General features: G+C 68.9%; 13 protein-coding genes. 6 read left to right on the forward strand and 7 right to left on the reverse strand.

The window, feature by feature from the left end; genetic code table 11:
* Positions 1-58: 58 nt before the first annotated feature.
* Positions 59-859 carry an RDD family protein gene (locus NP4_RS28450; protein WP_068004457.1) on the forward strand — a complete coding sequence of 267 codons (801 nt, stop codon included), beginning with the start codon at positions 59-61 and terminating at the stop codon, positions 857-859.
* Between the two features lie 13 nt (positions 860-872).
* Here NP4_RS28450 and NP4_RS28455 read toward each other — a convergent pair whose 3' ends face one another.
* The 5 genes from NP4_RS28455 to NP4_RS28475 form a co-directional block, all read right to left on the reverse strand.
* Complete coding sequence (locus tag NP4_RS28455; RefSeq protein ID WP_068004460.1) at positions 873-2,159, reverse strand: DUF58 domain-containing protein; 1,287 nt, start codon at positions 2,157-2,159, stop codon at positions 873-875.
* A gap of 2 nt (positions 2,160-2,161) precedes the next feature.
* Positions 2,162-3,145: an AAA family ATPase gene (locus NP4_RS28460; protein WP_068004464.1), complete on the reverse strand. Its 984-nt coding sequence runs from the start codon at positions 3,143-3,145 to the stop codon at positions 2,162-2,164.
* Positions 3,142-4,164: a DUF4129 domain-containing protein gene (locus NP4_RS28465; RefSeq protein ID WP_068004467.1), complete on the reverse strand. Its 1,023-nt coding sequence runs from the start codon at positions 4,162-4,164 to the stop codon at positions 3,142-3,144. Before NP4_RS28465 ends, NP4_RS28460 begins: the two co-directional genes overlap by 4 nt.
* Complete coding sequence (locus NP4_RS28470) at positions 4,161-5,039, reverse strand: hypothetical protein (protein ID WP_245998606.1); 879 nt, start codon at positions 5,037-5,039, stop codon at positions 4,161-4,163. Before NP4_RS28470 ends, NP4_RS28465 begins: the two co-directional genes overlap by 4 nt.
* Before the next feature lie 676 nt (positions 5,040-5,715).
* Positions 5,716-6,258 (reverse strand): TetR/AcrR family transcriptional regulator, encoded by a 543-nt coding sequence (locus tag NP4_RS28475; protein ID WP_068004474.1) that lies wholly within the window; start codon positions 6,256-6,258, stop codon positions 5,716-5,718.
* 86 nt (positions 6,259-6,344) lie between these two features.
* On the opposite strand from NP4_RS28475, the gene NP4_RS28480 reads away from it, so the two are divergent.
* Both NP4_RS28480 and NP4_RS28485 read left to right on the forward strand, forming a co-directional pair.
* Positions 6,345-7,919, forward strand: a complete 1,575-nt coding sequence (locus tag NP4_RS28480) for an MFS transporter (RefSeq protein ID WP_082876297.1) — start codon at positions 6,345-6,347, stop codon at positions 7,917-7,919.
* Between the two features lie 74 nt (positions 7,920-7,993).
* Entirely contained in the window at positions 7,994-9,196 is a 1,203-nt protein-coding gene (locus NP4_RS28485; RefSeq protein WP_068004564.1) for a cytochrome P450, read from the forward strand.
* 3 nt (positions 9,197-9,199) lie between these two features.
* Here NP4_RS28485 and NP4_RS28490 read toward each other — a convergent pair whose 3' ends face one another.
* Entirely contained in the window at positions 9,200-9,832 is a 633-nt protein-coding gene (locus NP4_RS28490) for a PhzF family phenazine biosynthesis protein (RefSeq protein WP_068004566.1), read from the reverse strand.
* Between the two features lie 98 nt (positions 9,833-9,930).
* Positions 9,931-11,622, reverse strand: a complete 1,692-nt coding sequence (locus NP4_RS28495; protein ID WP_068004479.1) for a DUF4407 domain-containing protein — start codon at positions 11,620-11,622, stop codon at positions 9,931-9,933.
* Between the two features lie 248 nt (positions 11,623-11,870).
* On the opposite strand from NP4_RS28495, the gene aroQ reads away from it, so the two are divergent.
* From aroQ to NP4_RS28510, 3 genes are all read left to right on the forward strand, one after another.
* Complete coding sequence (aroQ, locus tag NP4_RS28500) at positions 11,871-12,482, forward strand: gamma subclass chorismate mutase AroQ (RefSeq protein ID WP_082876298.1); 612 nt, start codon at positions 11,871-11,873, stop codon at positions 12,480-12,482.
* Positions 12,483-13,172: 690 nt separating this feature from the next.
* Positions 13,173-17,825 carry a glutamate synthase large subunit gene (gene gltB, locus NP4_RS28505; RefSeq protein WP_068004482.1) on the forward strand — a complete coding sequence of 1,551 codons (4,653 nt, stop codon included), beginning with the start codon at positions 13,173-13,175 and terminating at the stop codon, positions 17,823-17,825.
* On the forward strand, positions 17,818-19,287 hold the full coding sequence (locus NP4_RS28510; RefSeq protein ID WP_068004485.1) for a glutamate synthase subunit beta: 1,470 nt from the start codon (positions 17,818-17,820) through the stop codon (positions 19,285-19,287). Before gltB ends, NP4_RS28510 begins: the two co-directional genes overlap by 8 nt.
* Positions 19,288-19,441 lie beyond the last annotated feature (154 nt).

Consider the following 19,441-nt stretch of genomic DNA (forward strand, 5'->3'; position numbering starts at 1 on the left):
GTATTCGTGGTTCGTGACCGAGGCTAGCCGGTGCGTCAGGCCCTAGGCTGAAGGAACCATGGCCGTTTTCACCACCGGCGAGGCCGTCGCCCTCGACCTGCCGATCGCGCGGATACCCACCCGGGCCGCCGCGTTCCTCATAGATGTGGTGATGCAGTTCGTGCTGGCGTGGCTGCTGTTCGCGGCCGTGATGCTCGTACTGGTGCGGATCGAACCCGATATCGCCTGGCTGGACACCGCGGTGCTGATGATCTTCGTGGCGGTCGTGGCCGGATATCCGGTCGCGTGCGAGACGCTGTTGCGCGGGCGCACGATCGGGAAGTTGACGCTGGGTCTGCGGGTGGTGCGGGCGGACGGCGGGCCGATCGATTTCAGGCACGCCCTGACCCGCGGCCTCGCGGGGGCCATCGTGGACTTCTGGGGCCTGGGCGGGTTCGGCGCGGTCGCGGTCGTCACCTCGCTGTGCTCGCCGCGCGCCCGCCGCGTCGGCGACATCCTGGCGGGCACCGTGGTCGTCCACGACCGAGCTCGAATTCCGCTGCCCGCCTTGGCCGCCGCCCCACCCTGGCTACAACACTGGTCCCGCCAACTGGATCTGACCGCCCTCACCGAGGACCTGGCCCTCCCCATCCGCCAATACCTCACCCGCTACCGAACCCTCACCCCCGAAACCCAATACACCCTCGGCCAAACCCTGGTCACCACCACCTGCGCCCGTCTGTCCGTCCAGGTCCCCCTCACCTACCCACCCCTACACATCCTCGGCGCCCTCATCTCCGAACGCCAACGTCGCACCCTCACCCCCCTCACACCACCCCAACCACTGCTCGCAGATCTGGCCTGGCGTCGCCCGGCCTGATCGCGCGGCGCGGTCACATCGCGCCGGAGCGCTTCAGTTCCAGGTATTCGTCGGCCAGGGCTTCGGGGAGTTGGTCGGGGGCGGTGGCTACCACGCCTATGCCCTTGCGGCGTAGGGATTCCTGGACCAGGGCTCGTTCGGCGAGGCGGGTTTCGGCGGCGGCCGCGGCGTAGAGGTCGGCGCGTTGGGTGGCGGTCGCGGCGGTGTCGGGGTCGGTGGGGGAGACCAGGAGGATGCGGTGGCGGTGGGCCAGCACGGGGAGGACGGGGGTCAGGTTCTCCTCGACCAGGGCGGCGTCGAGGCTGGTGAACCAGACGACCAGGCTGCGGCGGCGGGCGCGCTGGAGAACGGCGCGAACCAGGCCGGGTGCGTCGGTGTCGACCAGGACGGGGAGCACGCCGGACAGGGCGTGCATCAGCTTGGGCTGTAAGGATTTTCCGCCGATGCCGCGGACCTCGGCGCGGACCTCGCGATCGTAGGCGAGCAGGTCGGCGGTGTCCCCGGCCGCGGCGGCCAGACCGCCCAGCAGCAGGGCCGCCTCGATCGCCACGTCCAGGCGGGTGCCCGCGCCGATGCGGGCCGCGGCGGTGCGGCCGGTGTCGAGAACCATGAGGACGTGGCGGTTGCGTTCCGGACGCCAGGTGCGGACCAGGACATCGGTCGCGCGGGCGGTCGCGCGCCAGTCGATCGCGCGCACATCGTCACCCGCCACATATTCACGGAACGAGTCGAATTCGGAACCCTGGCCGCGGGTGTTCACCACGGCGCGACCCTCGAGCTGTTGCAGCTGACGCACTTTCGCCGACAGGACACGCTCGCTGCGGAACGGCGGCAGGGCCCGCAATCGGGCGGGTGCGTCCCGGCGGATCTGGCGGCCCGCCAGCCCGAGCGGTCCGAGCAGGCGGATCGTGACCGGTCCGGCCACGCGGTCGCCGCGGTAGTCCGGTCGCAGCGTCGTGCTCAGCCGGGTCTTGGTGTTGGGGGCCAGGCGCAGGCGATGGGTCTCGTGATTCGCCCGCGCGCTGTCGGGCCAGTCGTCCCAGAGCAGGGCGCGGATCGGGCGGGCGCCGGAATTGAGCACGGTCAGTTCGACCTCGGTCGCGCGACCCGAGCGCACCGTGGTCAGGGCCTGGCGCGACAGCTCGAGTCCGGCGGCATTGCCCGCCAGGGTCGTATCGATCGCGATCAGCACCGCCAGCAGGACCGTCGCCGCGGCAACGCCCACCCACGACGGCGCCGCGAACATCACGACCAGTCCCAGCCCCGCGGCGATCGCGGCCAGCCGGCCCGTGACCACCACGGCTACACCGGAACCGGAACCGAGGCCAGCAGCGACGACATCACGCCCTCGGCCGTCGCCCCGTCCAGCTCCGCCTCGGGCCGCAGCTGCAGCCGATGCCGAAGTACCACCACCGCAACATGTTTCACATCGTCGGGGGTGACGAAGCCGCGGCCGCCCAGCCAGGCCAGTGCCCGCGCCGCGGCCATCAGCGCGGTGGCGCCGCGGGTGGACGCGCCGTGCTGTACGGCCGGGGAACTGCGGGTCGCCCGGCACAGATCGACGATGTAGGCCAGCACCTCCGGGCCGATCGTCACCTCGGATATCGCGGCGCGGGCCGCCGCGATATGCGCCGGACCGGCCACCGGACGCAGCCCCGCCGCCGCCAGATCGCGCGGATCGAAGCCCGCGGCATGGCGCTGCAGAATGCGGAATTCGTCGTCGCGGCCGGGCAGCCGGATGTCGACCTTGAACAGGAAGCGGTCCAGCTGCGCCTCCGGCAGTGGATAGGTGCCCTCCTGTTCGATGGGGTTCTGGGTGGCCACCACCACGAACGGTTCGGGCAGCGGGCGTGGTGTCCCGTCCACCGAGACCTGCCGCTCCTCCATCGATTCCAACAGGGCCGACTGGGTTTTCGGGGGAGTGCGGTTGATCTCGTCGGCCAGTAGCAGATTCGTGAAAACCGGTCCGCGGCGGAAGGTGAATTCCGTCGAATGCGGATCGTAGATCTGCGAACCGGTCACATCGCCCGGCATGAGATCGGGGGTGAACTGAACGCGCGCGTGCTCGAGGTCCAGAGCCGTCGCCAGCGCGCGCACCAGCAGAGTCTTCGCCACGCCCGGAACGCCTTCCAGCAGCACATGCCCGCGGCACAGCAGCGCCAGCACCAGGAACATCACGGCCTGGTCGTTGCCCACTACCGCCTTGCCGATCTCGGTGCGCAGTGCCCCGAACGCCCGATGGGCGTCCTCGGCGGTCGGGGTGTGGTTGGTGTCCACCGTGGTCATCCGATCTCCGATTCGATGCGGTCCAGTTGTGCGACAACGGTTTGCAGGGTGCCATCGTCGGGCACCGGGCCGTACAGCGCCGCGCCGATTTCGGCGGGGTGTGCGCCCAGGCGCGCGGCGAGGGTGGTGACGATCAGGTCGGGGGAGGCGTCGGCGGCGATGCCCAGCATCGGCCGGATCCGGCGCAGCGTCGCCGCGCGCAGTTTCGCCGCGACGTGGTCGCGATCGTGGGATCGGCGGTACAGCGCGGCCTGTCCGGTCAGCAGTTCGCCCGCGGCGACCTCCACCGGTCGCGGTTCGCCGACCAGTGCGCCGCGGCGGCGGGCCCGCCACCACACCACGATCGCGGCGCAGATCAGCAGCTGCAGGCCGCCGAAGGCGAGGGCGTCGGGCAGGCGGGCGAAGATCGAGTCGGTGCCGGCGCCCGGATCCGGATCCGGTAGTTCGGGGCGGCCCGGTGACGGAACATGTTGCGGCGGTGGCGCGGTCGGGGCGGCGGCCAGGCGCAGCAGGGCGTAGACGATCAGCGCCGCGGCGATCAGGCCGACGACGATCGCCCAGAACCTCGGATCGCGCAGCAGTTCCGGCAGCGGCGGCGGGCGTCGCCAGGTGCGTCGCCGACGTTCGCGCGTGGCGACCTCGACGGCCTCCGGCGGCGGTGGCGGTGCCTGGGAGAACCGATCCGCGCGGGCCAGTCGATCGTATTCGGCGGCGGTGGCGGCGCGGCCGCCGTAGACGACCTCGTCGAAACCCGCTGCGACGGAGGGCAGTTCGGCGGCGCGGTCGCCGACGGTGGTGACGGCGGCGTCGGCGGTCTCGCGGGCGGTGCGGGCCCGGCGCACCTCGAGGACGCCGCCCTGTTCCAGGCCGCGCACGACCGCGCGAAAGCGTTCCCGCACGGCGGCATCGAAATCGCCGCGCCCGGCGGCCTGTTCGGCCGCGTGGAGATGATCGGCCGCGGGTCCGAGGGCCGGGGCATCCGGCGCCGACGGTTCCGTCGGATGTTCGCCCGTCGTCATCGGATCCGGCCTCCCACCGGAATGCGAATATCCCAGGCCTCCCGGCGGCAGCGGCGGTCGACGTAGGCGACCACGCGGGTCGCCGAATCGACGACCTCGGTGAAGGTGACGATCAACAGTGCCGCCGCGGTGACCAAGACGATGACCGCCCAGCGGTGGGTGCCGGAGAAATCGGACAGGAACAGCGGAATCCCGAGTACCGGCACGACCAGTACGAGCAGCAACCCGCGTAGATACAGCCACAGCCCCGCGATCTGCCATTCCGCCCCCACGGCAAGGATTTTCGCGCGCGCGACCGCCGCCCGATACCCGCCCCCCTCCTCGAACAGCACCGGCAGCACCGCGAACCGCTTGGCCCGCAGCCAGCTCAACCAGACGATCGCGGGTAGCAGTGTGATCATCAGCGGCGTCGCCGGTATCAACACCCCGGCCCCGATCAATGTGTAGATCCCCTGAAACGCGAGCAGCGCACCGAACCGTGCCCGCATCTCCGCCAGCGCTCCGCGCCATCCGATCGCCCGCAGATGCACCCCCGCCAACCCGATCGGCGTAGCCACCCCCCGCACGAACAACCGCAACAACCAAGCGCACACCAGCGTGGAAACGATTGCCGCCCAAGCGGTCCCGTCATCCGACCCACCCGTGACACCCGACCCCGCGGCCGTAACCCCCACAACCACCCCCACCGCGACCACATAAACCGGCGCGATCAACCCCGCCAACAACCGCACATGCCCCTGAATCAACGCAAACGGCAGATCCAGCAACTCCCGAAACGCCAACGGCCGAACCGGCACCAACTCCCCATCCGACCCACCAACAACCCCGACCGGACCGACCGCCAGCCCGGCCCCACCGGCACCGGCTGAGCTCACGCGCCCGAGTGTATCCGCCACCTCCCCATTTCCCCCTCCGATATCCCCACCCTCACCCCGTCGCTGACGCTCCGGGGCAAGGGAAAGATGACTGCAACGACAGGGCGAGGGGTGGTTTGCAGCGGCCGGGGCAGAGATGTCCGCAACGGCCGGGGAGAGGTCGCCGCAACGGCCGAGAGAGGTGGTCCGCAGCGGTCGAGGGAGGTGTCCGCGACGGTCGAGGGAGGGGTGGTCCGCACGGCTGAGGGAGAGGTGTCCGCGACGGTCGAGGGAGGGGTGGTCCGCACGGCCGAGGGGGTGGTCTGTAGCGGCCGGGGGGTCTGTGGCGGTGGAAGGACGCGGTCCGCAACGGTCGAAGGAAAGGTGGTCCGCAACGGTCGAAGAATGGCGGTCTGCACCGGTCGAGGGAAGGTGGTCTACACCGGTCGAAGGAAGTTGGACTGCACCATCTTTCTCTTGACCTGGCCCGGCCGTTCCTCTTGATCCGGCACGGCCACATCTTCTCTTGATCCGACGCGGCCGTTCCTCTTGATCCGGCACGGCCACATCTTCTCGATCCGACGCGGCCGTTCCCCTTGGCCCGGCGCGGCCCTTTCCCTTGGTCCGGCGCGGCCATATCTTTCCCTTGGTCCGGCGCGGCCATATCTTTCCCTTGGTCCGGCGCGCTAGCGCTGGGTCAAGGGTTCAGGAGGCGGGTGACTACTGCCTTGTAGAGGGTGGGGTCGAGTGGAGGGAGGCCCAGGAGGGTGCGGAGGAAGACGCCGTCTCCTACCAGGCGGATGAGTTCGGCTTGGACGGGGTCGGGGAGTTCGGCGTCGAGGCCGTCTTTCCAGGAGGTCATGACGTCGGCTACGGCGCGTTGGACCTCGTCGTCGTGGGGGGTGGGCGGGCCTTCGACCGTGCGCATGGCGGCGACCATCGAGCGGTAGAGGGCCAGTTCGAGGGCGTCGGAATCGTTTTGCGGGTTGGGGGTTTGCAGGTACCACTCGGCCACCGATTTGCCCTGGGCCACCGCTTGGCCGAGTTGTTCGGTGGAGCGTTCGCCCAGGCGACGGACCAGGCCGGCCAGGAGGGCGTCCTTGCTCTTGAAGTGGTAGAGCAGGCCGCCCTTGGAGACGCCCGCGGCGGCGGCGACGTTTTCCAGGGTGACCTGGGACATGCCCTTGTCCAGCAGCAGCGTCTCGAGGGCGTCGAGAATTCGGTCGCGGGTGCCTGTCACGGGAATTACTGTACCGTCCGGACGGTAATTCTGTTACTGTACCGTCTGGACGGTTAGAAGATCGGGATGAAAGTCGAGAAGAAACCATGAACACCGCCCTCGCGACTCCACGCCGGGCCTCCGCTCGGGACTGGGGCGGGCTCGGCGTCCTGGTGCTCGCGCTGCTGCTCATCTCCGTGGACGCGACCGTGCTGGATATCGCGGTGCCCGCCATCAGCGCCCACCTCGCCCCGACCACGCCGCAGCTGCTGTGGATCATCGACGTCTACTCGTTCGTGCTCGCCGGTCTGCTGGTGACCATGGGCGCGCTGGGCGATCGCATCGGGCGGCGGCGGTTGCTGCTGATCGGTGCGGTCGGCTTCGGACTGGCCTCCGCGGTCGCGGCCTGGTCGGTCAGCCCGGAGATGCTGATCGCCGCGCGCGTGCTGCAGGGCGTCGCGGGCGCCACCCTGATGCCCGCCACGCTGGGTCTGATCCGGGCCATGTTCACCGATCCGCGACAGCGCACGGTCGCGATCGCGGTCTGGAGCGCGATGGCCGGTGGCGGCGCCGCCCTGGGCCCGCTGCTCGGCGGCTGGCTGCTCGAGCACTTCTGGTGGGGTTCGGTCTTCCTGATCAATCTCCCGGTGATGCTGGGACTGGTCGTGCTCGGTCCGGTGCTGGTGCCGGAATCGCGGGATCCGAATCCGGGTCGATTCGATCTGATCAGCGCTGGGCTGTCGATGCTGGCGCTGGTGCCGGTCGTGTACGCGGTCAAGGAAACCGCCGCGCACGGTATCGATCTCGCGATGATCGGGATCGCGGCGGTCGGCGTGCTCGCGGGTGTGCTGTTCGTGCGGCGGCAGCGGGCGCTGGCCGATCCGATGCTGGATCTGCGGCTGTTCGCGCTGCCGCGGTTCCGCACGGCCGTGCTGACCAATCTGCTGTCGGTCTTCGCACTGGCCGGTGTGCTGTTCTTCGGATCGCAGTATCTGCAGCTGGTACTGGGACGTTCGCCGCTGGACGCCGGTCTGCTCCTGTTGCCCGGCATGTTGGCGAGCATGATCTCGGCGCTGGCCTCGGCGTGGCTGGTGCGGCTGTGGCGGCCGAATCTGGTGCTGGGCGCGTCGCTCGTGGTGGCGGCGCTCGGCGCGGGGCTGTTCGTGCTGCTCGGAGCGGATCCGGCAGCCGAAGTGTGGCCGTTCGCCATCGGGTTCCTGCTGGTCGGCGCGGGTGTCGGTGTGGCGCTGACGATTTCGTCGGATATGGTCGTCGGCACCGCGCCCGCCGAACGCGCGGGCGCAGCGGCCGCGGTGTCGGAAACCGCGCTGGAGGCGGGCGTCGCCCTCGGCGTCGCGATCCTGGGCAGTGTGGTCATGGCCGTGTTCCGGCACGGGCTGGACGTCGGCGGCATTTCCGACGCGCAGCAGGCCACGGCTCGCGAATCCCTCGGCGGCGCTGCCGAAACCGCACGCGGGCTGTCCGAACCGGCGGCGACGGCGCTGCTGAACTCGGCGCATGAGGCGTTCGTCTCCGGTATGCATGTCGCGGCGATCGCGACGGCCGTGATCCTGGTGTTCGTCGGCTTCTTCGCCGCCCGCTCGGCCGCCGCGCCGATGGCGGGGGACGGCGATGCCGCCCAACAGGATTCGCACCGATCGCGAGTCGGCGCGCCACACTGACCGCCGGACCGGTCCGAAGCCACCGGACCCGGAACGGGCGGCAGCCTTCCCCGGATCGCCCTACAGTGGCGATCATGAGCGCCGCCGACGGGCCGCCCTTCGACCCGGCCGATCCCGAATTCCTGGCCGATCCCTATCCGACCTTCGCGCGGCTGCGCGAGTGCGGTGCGGTGCACGCGCATCCGGGACTCGGGATGGCGGTCGCGGTCTCGCACGCGGCCGCCGCGCGGGTACTGCGGGATCGGGGCCTCGGCCGGATCTGGGCGGATGCGCAACCGGCCGACCGATTCCCGAATTTCAACCTGCTGCATCGGCATTCGATGCTGGAGAGCGAGCCGCCGAGCCACACCCGCTTGCGAGGTCTGGTCTCGGCGGCCTTCGCCCGCGGACATGTCGATCGGCTCACGCCCGCGGTGCGGCGGCGCGCCGAGGACTCCGTCGCCGGGTTGCGCACCGCGATCGCCGAAACCGGCTCCGCCGACCTGCTCGAATATGTCGCTGCCCCGCTGCCGGTGCAGGTCATCGCCGATCTGCTCGATGTGCCCGAGGCCGATCGAGATCGGTTGCGGCCGTGGTCGAACGCGATCGTGAAGATGTACGAACCCGAGCAGACCGAACAGCGTCGCGCCGAGGCCGAGGACGCCGCGGCGGAATTCGTCGCCTATCTGCGCGATCTGGTGGCCCGGCGCCGGGACCGTCCGGGGCCGGGGCTGCTGAGCGATCTGGTGGCCGTCGCCGACACGGGCGAGCGACTGACCGACGACGAATTGGTCGCGACCGCGGTACTGCTGCTGATGGCCGGTCACGAGGCGACCGTGAACGCCATCGGCAATGGCGTACGGGCCCTGCTGGAAAATCGGGACCAGTGGCGACGGCTGGTCTCCGATCCCGGCCTCGCGGTCACCGCGACGGACGAAATCATTCGCTACGACTCGCCGCTGCAGATCTTCGTGCGCACCGCGACCGCCGAGGTCGTCATCGCGGGCCACCGGCTGGCGCCCGGCGACAGGATCGCCGCACTGCTCGGCGCGGCGGCCCGCGATCCACTGGTGTTCGCGGAACCGGACCGACTCGACATCACCCGCTCGCCCAATCCACATCTCGGCTTCGGCGCGGGAATCCACTACTGCCTCGGTGCGCCCCTGGCCCGCATCGAGGTGAGCGCCGCACTGATCGAATTGGCCCGGCGGCTACCGGATCTCGAACTCGCCGCGGAACCCGTGCGCCGTCCCGAATTCGCGATCCGTGGATTCCGGGCGCTGCCGGTCACCGCATAGCGGTCACGGGCGCACGCGCCCGCCGATCTCGATGCGACCGTCCGCGCACGGGCGGGTGTGGATCACCGAGCCGCGCCCCTGGGTGATCTCCACGGATCGGCCCAACTCCGCGGCCAGTAACAGCGCGGCCGCGCCGGTGGCCTCGTCCTCATCGATGCCGTCGCCGCGACCGGGGAAGGCGCGGGCGCGGATTCGGCCCGCGGCTTCGTCCTGCCAGGCCCAGGCGTAGATCCACGCGCCGGGCGGCGGCACATCGAGCGCCGCCACCTCTTCGGGCGAGCCGTACTGCCGCAGTGTGCGTGGGGGCGCCCACTCGGGCTGGGCGGCGATCCAGGTGAATTCGCCGTCGCGGCGGGCGTCCACCCGGCCCGCGCGGGTGTGCAGTGCGCTCGCTCCGAGTAGCGCGGCGACGCCCACACAGGGATGTCCGGCGAACGGCAGTCGCGTCGATGGTGTCCAGATATCGATCTCGCCCCCCGCGGCATCGTCGATGAAGACGGTTTCGCTGAAACCCAGCGTCCGCGCGATCCTCAGCCGCTGCTCATCGGAACCACCGTCCGCGCGCACGATCCCCAGCTCATTGCCGAATCGTCCGTCCGGACCGCAGAAGACCCGAACCACCTCGTAATCGGTCACCCGTACAGTCAACGCGGATTGATACGCCGAGGACCAGCCGTTTTTCATGTTTTACGTGAAACAAACTGGCAGCCAACCCGTTTCGACTGTGACGCGGATTACTCCGAGCGACCGCCGGGCGGAAGTTGGCGCGCGCCGCGATAGTCCAGTTCCGGATCACCCAGCCGGCCGGGAACGGCCTGCTGCCCCTCGACGCCGGACAAATCGTAAGCGGATCCGCCCTGACTCGGCGGCAGTGCCGAATAGCGCGGATCGGAATAGTCCGCGTCGACGACCTGCGCCGCGACCTGCTGGGCGTAGCCGGGCTGGCCGGGATGCGGCTGGGCCGAATCCTCCGAATTCACGGTGATCTTGCGAGTGCGGCGCAGCGTGAAGGTGATCTCCTCGGCCTCCTCGAAGACCTGACGCACGGTGCGCAGCGGATTGGTCGCGGTATCGAGGGCGCTGGCGACGAAGGACGGCACCAGCGGGCGGATCCAGCGCGCGGCGGTATCGGTGAAGGGCACCGTACCGATCACCGGAAGTTCCAGGCCACCACCCTGTTTCGCGCCGGTGTCGAGCCGGGCGGGTAGGGCGGGCTGGTGCACATTCCCCTGAGACACGGAGCTGTCCTTTCGGTTCTCGGCCGTGACGGCCGGAAGTTCGGCGAGCGCCTGCGGTTCGGTGAAGCCGATCTCCAGATTGCCGATCGCGGCGATGACCCGCTTGCGCTGCCGCTCTCGATCGATGGCGGCATCGGCCTGCGCGGCGAGGCGGGCCGACGTCAATTCCTGATCGGCGCGTAGCTTTTCGGTTTCGGCGTGCACCTCGGCGCGTTTGACCGCGATCGCGGTGACGGCGGCCTGTTCGGCGCGCTGGGTGACCGTCCGGGCGGCCATGCGGCGATCGAACGACGTCTCCCCGCGCCACCAGCGCAGCAGCAGCGGCAGCAGGGCAAGCAGGACGCCGATCACCAGGGTGGCCAGGCGCAGCAGCAGAGCGCCGCCGTGTCCGACCGTGTAGTCGTGCATGGCCAGCCAGCGCGCGCCCAGGCCGCGGTCGCCGGTGCGGACGGCCTCGGTGCGGGCCTCGTCGAGGGCCTGCTGCCGTTCGGAGATCCGGGTGTCGAGGGTCGGAATCCGGGTCTGCGCGGCGGTGAGTCGTCCGCGCGCGTCCTCGAGCATCTCGTTGTCGGTCCGCGTCTCCGGGCCGACGCCGGGTATCCCGGTGATCCTGGTCTGCGGGCACTGTGGGCTCGGGTTGTATTCGCAGCGCGCGATCACCAACGCCTGATCTATATCGCCCTGCGCCTTGGCCATTACCTGATCGAGGGTCGTGCGATCGGCGCGTGCCTCGTCGAGGCGGGTGCGGGCGGTGACGACCGCGGGCGCGGATTCGGCGTCCTGCCTTGCCCGTTCGTCCAGTGCGCGATCGACCGTGCCGCCCAGCAGTACGGTGCTCGCCAATTCGGCGATCAGCACACCGGCCAATGCCGCGACCGCCATCCGGCCGAGTGCATCGCCGCGCCGCCGCCCGGGGGAGAGCATCCGCCCCGACAGCGAGGCCGTGGTCAATGCCCGTGACATCGCTCCGAAGATCAACGCGGCCAACAGCGCCACCACGACGAGCACCGCGAGCGGCCAGTGCGCGGCCGAGCCCGCGAGGGCCACCACGATGCCGGAGGTGACGGCGAACAGCAGCACCACCGCGCCGCTGACCGCGTAACCGGCCCGTTCGTGCGGGTCGCCGAGCTCGGATCCGGCGCCGCCGAGCCAGGGGAACAAGGAGGAAGAGGGGCCGCCGAAGGTCATTGGGGATTCACATCCTCTACGTCCCAGTCGTTTTCGCAAGCCGCTCACCAGCGTGACAGGCGGGCCCGGATTCCACCGACTGTGACGGCGGTGATGTGGTCAGCCTCACACTTCGGCGTGGTGGCGACGACGGCTGGCAGCGGCTGCCTGTCGGTGATGGCAGCGGATCCCTATTCTCGAACGGTGACGGCTTTCCGGGCGCGCGACGTCGGCCGGTTTGCGAGGCGCGACGAACAGGAGGTTCGCGGATGCGCGTATCCGCGCTGGTACTTGCGGCCGCGGCGGCCCTCGGGGCCCTGCCCGGAACGGCCCTGCCGGTGACGACCCCACCGGCGGCCCATGCCGAACCGGCGGCCGAGCGGCCGCTGGATCGGGTCGTCGAACTGGCCCTGACCCGATTGGAGACCGGCGATACCGTCGCGGCCGCCAAATGGGTGAGCGCGGCCGCGAGCGGAGCCGAGCCCGTCATCGATGATCCGGCCCGCGAGGCCGAGGTCTACGACGCGATGGCCCGCGCCGGTGCGGCGCTCGGGGTGTCGGAGAATTGGGTGCGGCAGGTATTCGCCGGACAGATCGAGGCCAACAAGATGGTTCAGCGCGGGCTCATCGCGCGCTGGCGCTTCGATTCGGCCGCCGCGCCGACGGTCGCGCCGAATCTGATCGCGGTCCGGCCTGTGATCGATCGGGTCAATGGCGAGATCGTCGAGGAATTGGCCGCGCATCGCGCCGAACTATCCGGGCCCGGCTGCGCCGAACGCCTGGCTACCAGCGTCTTTCCCGCCCTGACCGGCGGCCGGTCCGACGCCCTGCACCAGGCCGCGCTGGTCCGCGCGAGCGCCGCGCTCTGTAGCCCGAACTAATGTGACATATCGCACATTTCAGTGTTTGCTGAGATTGTGCTGTAGCCCCTGGATGCAAAGCAGGCCGTACGGTCGGAACATTGGCCTGGCTCGTCGTTCAGGTATACGAATTGTCTCGTCCACGTGTCCGGGAAGTTAGCCGCCTTACAATCCGGTTTGTCCGCCACGCCCGGTGGGAATACTGCTTCGATGCAGGTGAGAGGGCGGTCCGGAGCTCTCGGCCCGGTTCCGGAGGCGTTGGCGCGCGACCATGGCACCCCGTGGTGAAAGCGACTGAAGATATCCGCTCTGCCTGCTTTACACTGGAGAACGCGCAGGTAGTGGAGGACCGATGAAGACGCCCAGGTAGACGCCATAATTAGCCAAACCTAAGTTGGTTCGGCTCAGGTCCTGACTTATCGTTTGCTCTTGATGCCGGGTACGAAATGCCCGGCCACACCGCCCGAATTCGGCCACGAGCCAGTGGCGTACAGCCTAGCGGGCGATACCGGCGCGGCGCGTAAGGAACTCGTAAGTTCCGCAACCGCCGAGCACCCGACTAAGACATCCGCAGCGGGTGGACAACTGGAGAGTTGACTGCACGGGATGACCATCAGCGCCGCTGGTCTCCAAAACGTCCGGGCGCAGTCTAGACGTAGGCGTTCGACGAAGGCCGCATTCTTCGAAGGCCTGATTTTGAAGGCAGAGGGCATGACGCAACTTCCTGGCCACAGGTCCCCTGGACCCATCGGGCTCTATGACCCGGCGAACGAACACGACGCCTGTGGCGTCGCATTCGTCGTCGACATGCACGGCCGCCGCAGCCGCGACATCGTCGACAAGGCTGTTACTGCGTTGCTGAACCTGGAGCACCGTGGTGCGGCCGGCGCCGAACCCAATTCGGGTGACGGCGCGGGCATCCTGATCCAGGTTCCGGACCGGTTCTTCCGGGCGATCGTCGATTTCGAACTGCCGCCCGAGGGGTCCTACGCCACCGGTATCGCCTTCCTGCCGCAGGCCCGCCGCGAGGCCGCGCGCGCCGCCTATCACGTCGAGAAGATCGTCCGCGAGGAGAACCTCGAGGTGCTCGGCTGGCGCGAGGTGCCGATCGACGAGTCCTCGCTGGGTGCGCTGTCGCGCGATGCCATGCCGACCTTCCGGCAGCTGTTCATCGCCTCGCCCAAGGAGGGCGCCGAGCAGCTGACCGGCATGGATCTCGAGCGCCGCGCCTACGTCGTGCGCAAGCGGGTCGAGCACGAGCTGGGCAAGCTGGGCGCCGGGGAGGGATCGGTCGGCAAGGAGACCGTCTACTTCCCGAGCCTGTCGGGCCAGACCTTCGTCTACAAGGGCATGTTCACCACCCCGCAGCTGCGGGCGTTCTACCTGGACCTGCAGGACGACCGGGTCGAGTCGGCGCTGGGCATCGTGCATTCGCGCTTCTCCACCAACACCTTCCCGTCCTGGCCACTGGCCCATCCGTTCCGCCGCGTCGCGCACAACGGTGAGATCAACACCGTCACCGGTAACGAGAACTGGATGCGGGCCCGCGAGGCGCTGCTGAACTCCGACGTCTTCGGCGTCGACCACGAGGGCAACAACCGGCTGGAGAAGATCTTCCCGGTCTGTACCCCGGGCGCCTCGGACACCGCGCGCTTCGACGAGGTGCTCGAACTGCTGCACCTGGGCGGACGCAGCCTGCCGCACGCCGTGCTGATGATGATCCCGGAGGCCTGGGAGCGGCACGAGTCGATGGATCCGGCGCAGCGCGCCTTCTACCGCTACCACTCGTTCCTCATGGAGCCGTGGGACGGCCCGGCCTCGGTGTGCTTCTCCGACGGTACGGTCATCGGCGCGGTGCTCGATCGCAACGGGCTGCGCCCCTCGCGCATCTGGGTCACCGACGACGGTCTGGTCGTGATGGCGTCGGAGGTCGGCGTGCTCGACATCGATCCGGCCAAGGTCGTGAAGAAGGCCCGCCTGCAGCCCGGCCGGATGTTCCTGGTCGACACCTCGCAGGGTCGCATCATCCGCGACGACGAGATCAAGGCGCAGCTGGCCGCGGAGTTCCCGTACCAGGAGTGGCTGGACAACGGCTCGACCAAGCTGAGCGATCTGCCCGACCGCCCGCACGAGCATATGGTGCACGACCGGGTGAAGATCCGGCAGCAGATCTTCGGTTACACCACCGAGGAACTGAACCTGCTGATCTCGCCGATGGCCACCACCGGCGGCGAGGCGCTGGGCTCGATGGGCACCGATACCCCGATCGCGGTGCTGTCCGCGCGTCCGCGGCTGCTGTTCGACTACTTCTCGCAGCTGTTCGCGCAGGTCACCAACCCGCCGCTGGACGCGATCCGCGAAGAGGTCGTCACCAGCCTGCGCTGCATGATCGGCCCCGAGGCCGACCTGCTGCATCCCACACCGGAATCCTGTCGTCAGATCACGCTGACCCAGCCGATTCTGGACAACGACGAGCTGTCCAAGCTCGTGCACATCAACGACGACGGTTCCAAGCCGGGCCTGCGCTCGGTGGTCGTGCACGGTCTGTACCCGGTTCGCAAGGGCGGCAAGGGACTTCGTAAGGCCCTCGACGCCATCAACGCCCAGATCTCGGCCGCCATCGACGGCGGCGCGCGGATCATCATCCTGTCCGACCGCGAGTCGAACGAGAAGCTGGCCCCGATCCCGTCGCTGCTGCTGACCTCCTCGGTGCATCACCACCTGGTGCGCGAGCGCACCCGCACCAAGGTCGGCCTGGTCGTGGAGGCCGGTGACGCCCGCGAGGTGCACCACATGGCCATGCTGGTCGGCTTCGGCGCGGCCGCGATCAACCCGTACATGGCCTTCGAGTCGATCGAGGACATGCTCGAGCGCGGCGCGCTGCGGATGCCGGGCAGCACCGGCGATCTCGCGGCCGACTACCGCAAGGCCGTGGCGAACTACAACAAGGCGGCCGGTAAGGGCGTGCTGAAGGTGATGTCCAAGATGGGCATCTCCACCATCGCCTCCTACCGCGGCGCGCAGCTGTTCCAGGTCGTGGGTCTGTCGCAGGAGCTGTGCGACAAGTACTTCACCGGTATGAGCTCACCGCTCGACGGTATCGGCCTCGACGACATCGCCGGTGAGGTCGCGGCCCGGCATCGGATCGCGTTCCTGGAGAACCACAACGAGCGCGCGCACCGCGAACTCGAGGTGGGCGGTGAGTACCAGTGGCGGCGCGAGGGCGAATACCACCTGTTCAACCCGGATACGGTGTTCAAGCTGCAGCACGCCACCCGCACCGGCCAGTACAAGGTCTTCAAGGAGTACACCCGACTGGTCGACGATCAGTCCGAGCGACTCGCCTCGCTGCGCGGGCTGTTCAAGTTCAAGTCCGAGGGCCGCAACCCGATTCCGATCGAGGAGGTCGAGCCCGCCGCGGAGATCGTGAAGCGGTTCTCCACCGGCGCGATGAGCTACGGCTCCATCTCCGCCGAGGCGCACGAGACCCTCGCGATCGCCATGAACCGGCTCGGCGGCCGCTCGAATTCCGGTGAGGGCGGCGAACATCCGGCCCGCTTCGAGGTCGAGGAGAACGGCGACTGGCGGCGCAGCGCGATCAAGCAGGTGGCCTCGGGCCGCTTCGGTGTGACCGCGCACTACCTGTCCAACTGCACCGATATCCAGATCAAGATGGCCCAGGGCGCCAAACCCGGTGAGGGCGGCCAGCTTCCGGCGCACAAGGTCTACCCGTGGGTGGCCGAGGTGCGGCATTCGACGCCGGGCGTCGGTCTGATCTCGCCGCCGCCGCATCACGACATCTACTCGATCGAGGATCTGGCGCAGCTGATCCACGACCTGAAGAACGCGAATCCGCAGGCGCGGATCCACGTGAAGCTGGTCGCGGAGCCGGGCGTCGGCACCGTCGCCGCGGGCGTGTCCAAGGCGCACGCCGATGTCGTGCTGATCTCCGGCCACGACGGCGGCACCGGCGCCTCGCCGCTGACCTCGCTCAAGCACGCCGGCGGTCCGTGGGAGCTCGGCTTGGCCGAAACCCAGCAGACGCTGCTGCTCAACGGTCTGCGCGACCGGATCGTGGTGCAGGTCGACGGTCAGATGAAGACCGGCCGCGACGTGATGATCGCCGCGCTGCTCGGGGCCGAGGAGTACGGCTTCGCGACCGCGCCGCTGGTGGTCTCGGGCTGCATCATGATGCGCGTGTGCCACCTCGACACCTGCCCCGTGGGCGTCGCGACGCAGAATCCCGTACTGCGCGAACGCTTCACCGGTAAGCCGGAGTTCGTCGAGAACTTCATGCTCTACATCGCCGAGGAGGTGCGCGAGCTGCTGGCCTCGCTGGGCCTGCGCACCCTCGACGAGGCGATCGGCCGGGTGGATCTGCTCGACACCACCAAGGCCAAGGAGCACTGGAAGGCGAGCAAGCTGGATCTGTCCCCGATCCTGGCCGATGCCGAGACCGCGTTCATGTACCAGGACCGCCGCTGCACCAAGCCGCAGGACCACGGTCTGGACAAGGCGCTGGACAACCAGCTCATCGCCCAGGCCGCCGACGCGCTCGAGCGCGGCAAGCCGGTCAAGTTCGAAACCAAGATCACGAACGTGAACCGGACCGTCGGCACCATGCTCGGCCACGAGGTGACCAAGCTGTACGGCGGTGCGGGCCTGCCCGACGACACCATCGACATCACCTTCACCGGTTCGGCGGGCAACAGCTTCGGCGCGTTCGTCCCGGCGGGTATCACGCTGCGGGTGTTCGGTGACGCCAACGACTATGTCGGCAAGGGTCTTTCGGGCGGCCGCCTGATCGTGCGCCCCTCGCTCAACGCCCCGGCGGCGTTCGCGGCGGAGGAGAACATCATCGCGGGCAACGTGATCCTGTTCGGCGCGACCAACGGTCAGGCCTTCATCCGCGGCGTGGTCGGCGAGCGCTTCGGCGTGCGCAACTCGGGCGCGGTCGCGGTGGTCGAGGGCGTGGGCGACCACGGCTGTGAGTACATGACAGGCGGCCGCGTGGTGATCCTCGGCGAGACCGGGCGCAACTTCGGCGCGGGCATGTCCGGCGGTATCGCCTACGTGTACAACCCGAACGGCACCTTCACCGCCAACATCTCGGCCGAGCAGGCCGATGCGATCGAGCCGATGTCCGGTGACGATTTCACCTGGCTGCGCGACATCGTGTCCCAGCACCGCGACGAGACGGGTTCGGCCGTGGCCGAACGCATTCTGAGCGACTGGTCGCAGCAGGTGAACCACTTCGTGAAGATCATGCCGCGCGATTACAAGAAGGTCCTGCTTGCCATCTCCGAGGCGGAGAAGGCCGGACGGGATGTGGAAAAGGCAATCATGGAGGCCGCTCGTGGCTGACGCGCAAGGATTTCTGAAGCACACGAGCCGGGAGCTGCCCAAGCGGCGGCCGGTCCCGCTGCGGCTGATGGACTGGAAAGAGGTCTACGAGGAGGGTTTCGCGCACGACACCCTCCAGAAGCAGGCCAGCCGCTGTATGGACTGCGGTATTCCGTTCTGCCACAACGGCTGCCCGCTGGGGAATCTGATTCCCGAGTGGAACGACCTGGTGTACAAGGGCGCGTGGCGCGAGGGTATCGAGCGGCTGCACGCCACCAACAACTTCCCGGAGTTCACCGGGCGGCTGTGCCCCGCGCCGTGCGAGGCGTCATGTGTGCTCGGCATCAATCAGGATCCGGTGACCATCAAGCAGGTCGAGGTCGAGCTCATCGAGAACGCCTTCGACGAGGGCTGGGTCACCCCGGTCTACCCGACCCGGCTGACCGGTAAGAAGGTGGCCGTGGTTGGTTCGGGTCCGGCCGGTCTGGCCGCGGCCCAGCAGCTCACCCGCGCGGGCCATACGGTCACGGTGTTCGAGCGCGACGACCGCATCGGCGGCCTGCTGCGCTACGGCATTCCGGAATTCAAGATGGAGAAGCGCTTCATCGATCGCCGCCTGGCGCAGATGGAGGCCGAGGGCACCATCTTCAAGACCGGTGTGAACGTCGGCGTGGACATCACCGCGGCGCAGCTGCGCGAGCGGTTCGACGCGGTCGTGCTCGCCGGTGGCGCCACCATCGCTCGCGACCTGCCGGTGCCCGGCCGGGAGCTCGACGGTGTGCATCAGGCGATGGAGTATCTGCCGCTGTCCAATCGGGTGCAGCTGGGCGATGCGATCACCGACGAGGACGGTCTGCCGCGGATCAACGCGCGCGGTAAGAAGGTCGTCATCATCGGCGGCGGTGACACCGGCGCGGACTGCCTCGGCACCGCGCACCGCCAGGGCGCGGAGAGTGTGCACCAGTTCGAGATCATGCCGCGTCCGCCCGAGGCGCGCGCCGATTCCACTCCGTGGCCGACCTATCCGCTGATGTTCCGGATCTCCTCGGCGCACGAGGAAGGTGGCGAGCGGGTGTTCTCGGTCAACACCGAACGTTTCGTCGGTGAGGACGGCAAGGTCACCGCGCTGCAGGCGCATGAGGTGCACATGGTCAACGGCCGCTTCGAGAAGATCGAGGGCACCGATTTCACCCTCGAGGCCGATCTGGTGCTGCTCGCGATGGGCTTCACCGGCCCGCAGAAGCAGGGCCTGCTCGAGGATCTCGGCGTCGGCTACGACCAGCGCGGAAACGTCAAGCGCGACAACGACTGGCAGACCACCGTCCCCGGCGTGTTCGTCGCGGGCGATATGGGTCGCGGCCAGTCGCTGATCGTGTGGGCCATCGCCGAGGGCCGGGCCGCCGCCGCGGCCGTCGACCGGCACCTCGAGGGTGATTCCGCCCTGCCGGCGCCGATCGTGCCGACCGCGGTCGCACAGCGCTGATATTTTGCTCTGCCCGAAGGGCGTTCGCGAACCACCGTTCGTGAGCGCCCTTTTCGGGTACTGGGCGGTCGTCCGAATCGGGACGAATCAACGGAAATCGGACGTCCTCGAAGCGTCGAATAGCCTCTCGCGCAAGGGCCCTTTATCCTGAGCA

It is taken from the genome of Nocardia pseudobrasiliensis NBRC 108224 (assembly GCF_001613105.1).
In the GTDB taxonomy this organism is placed as follows: domain Bacteria; phylum Actinomycetota; class Actinomycetes; order Mycobacteriales; family Mycobacteriaceae; genus Nocardia; species Nocardia pseudobrasiliensis.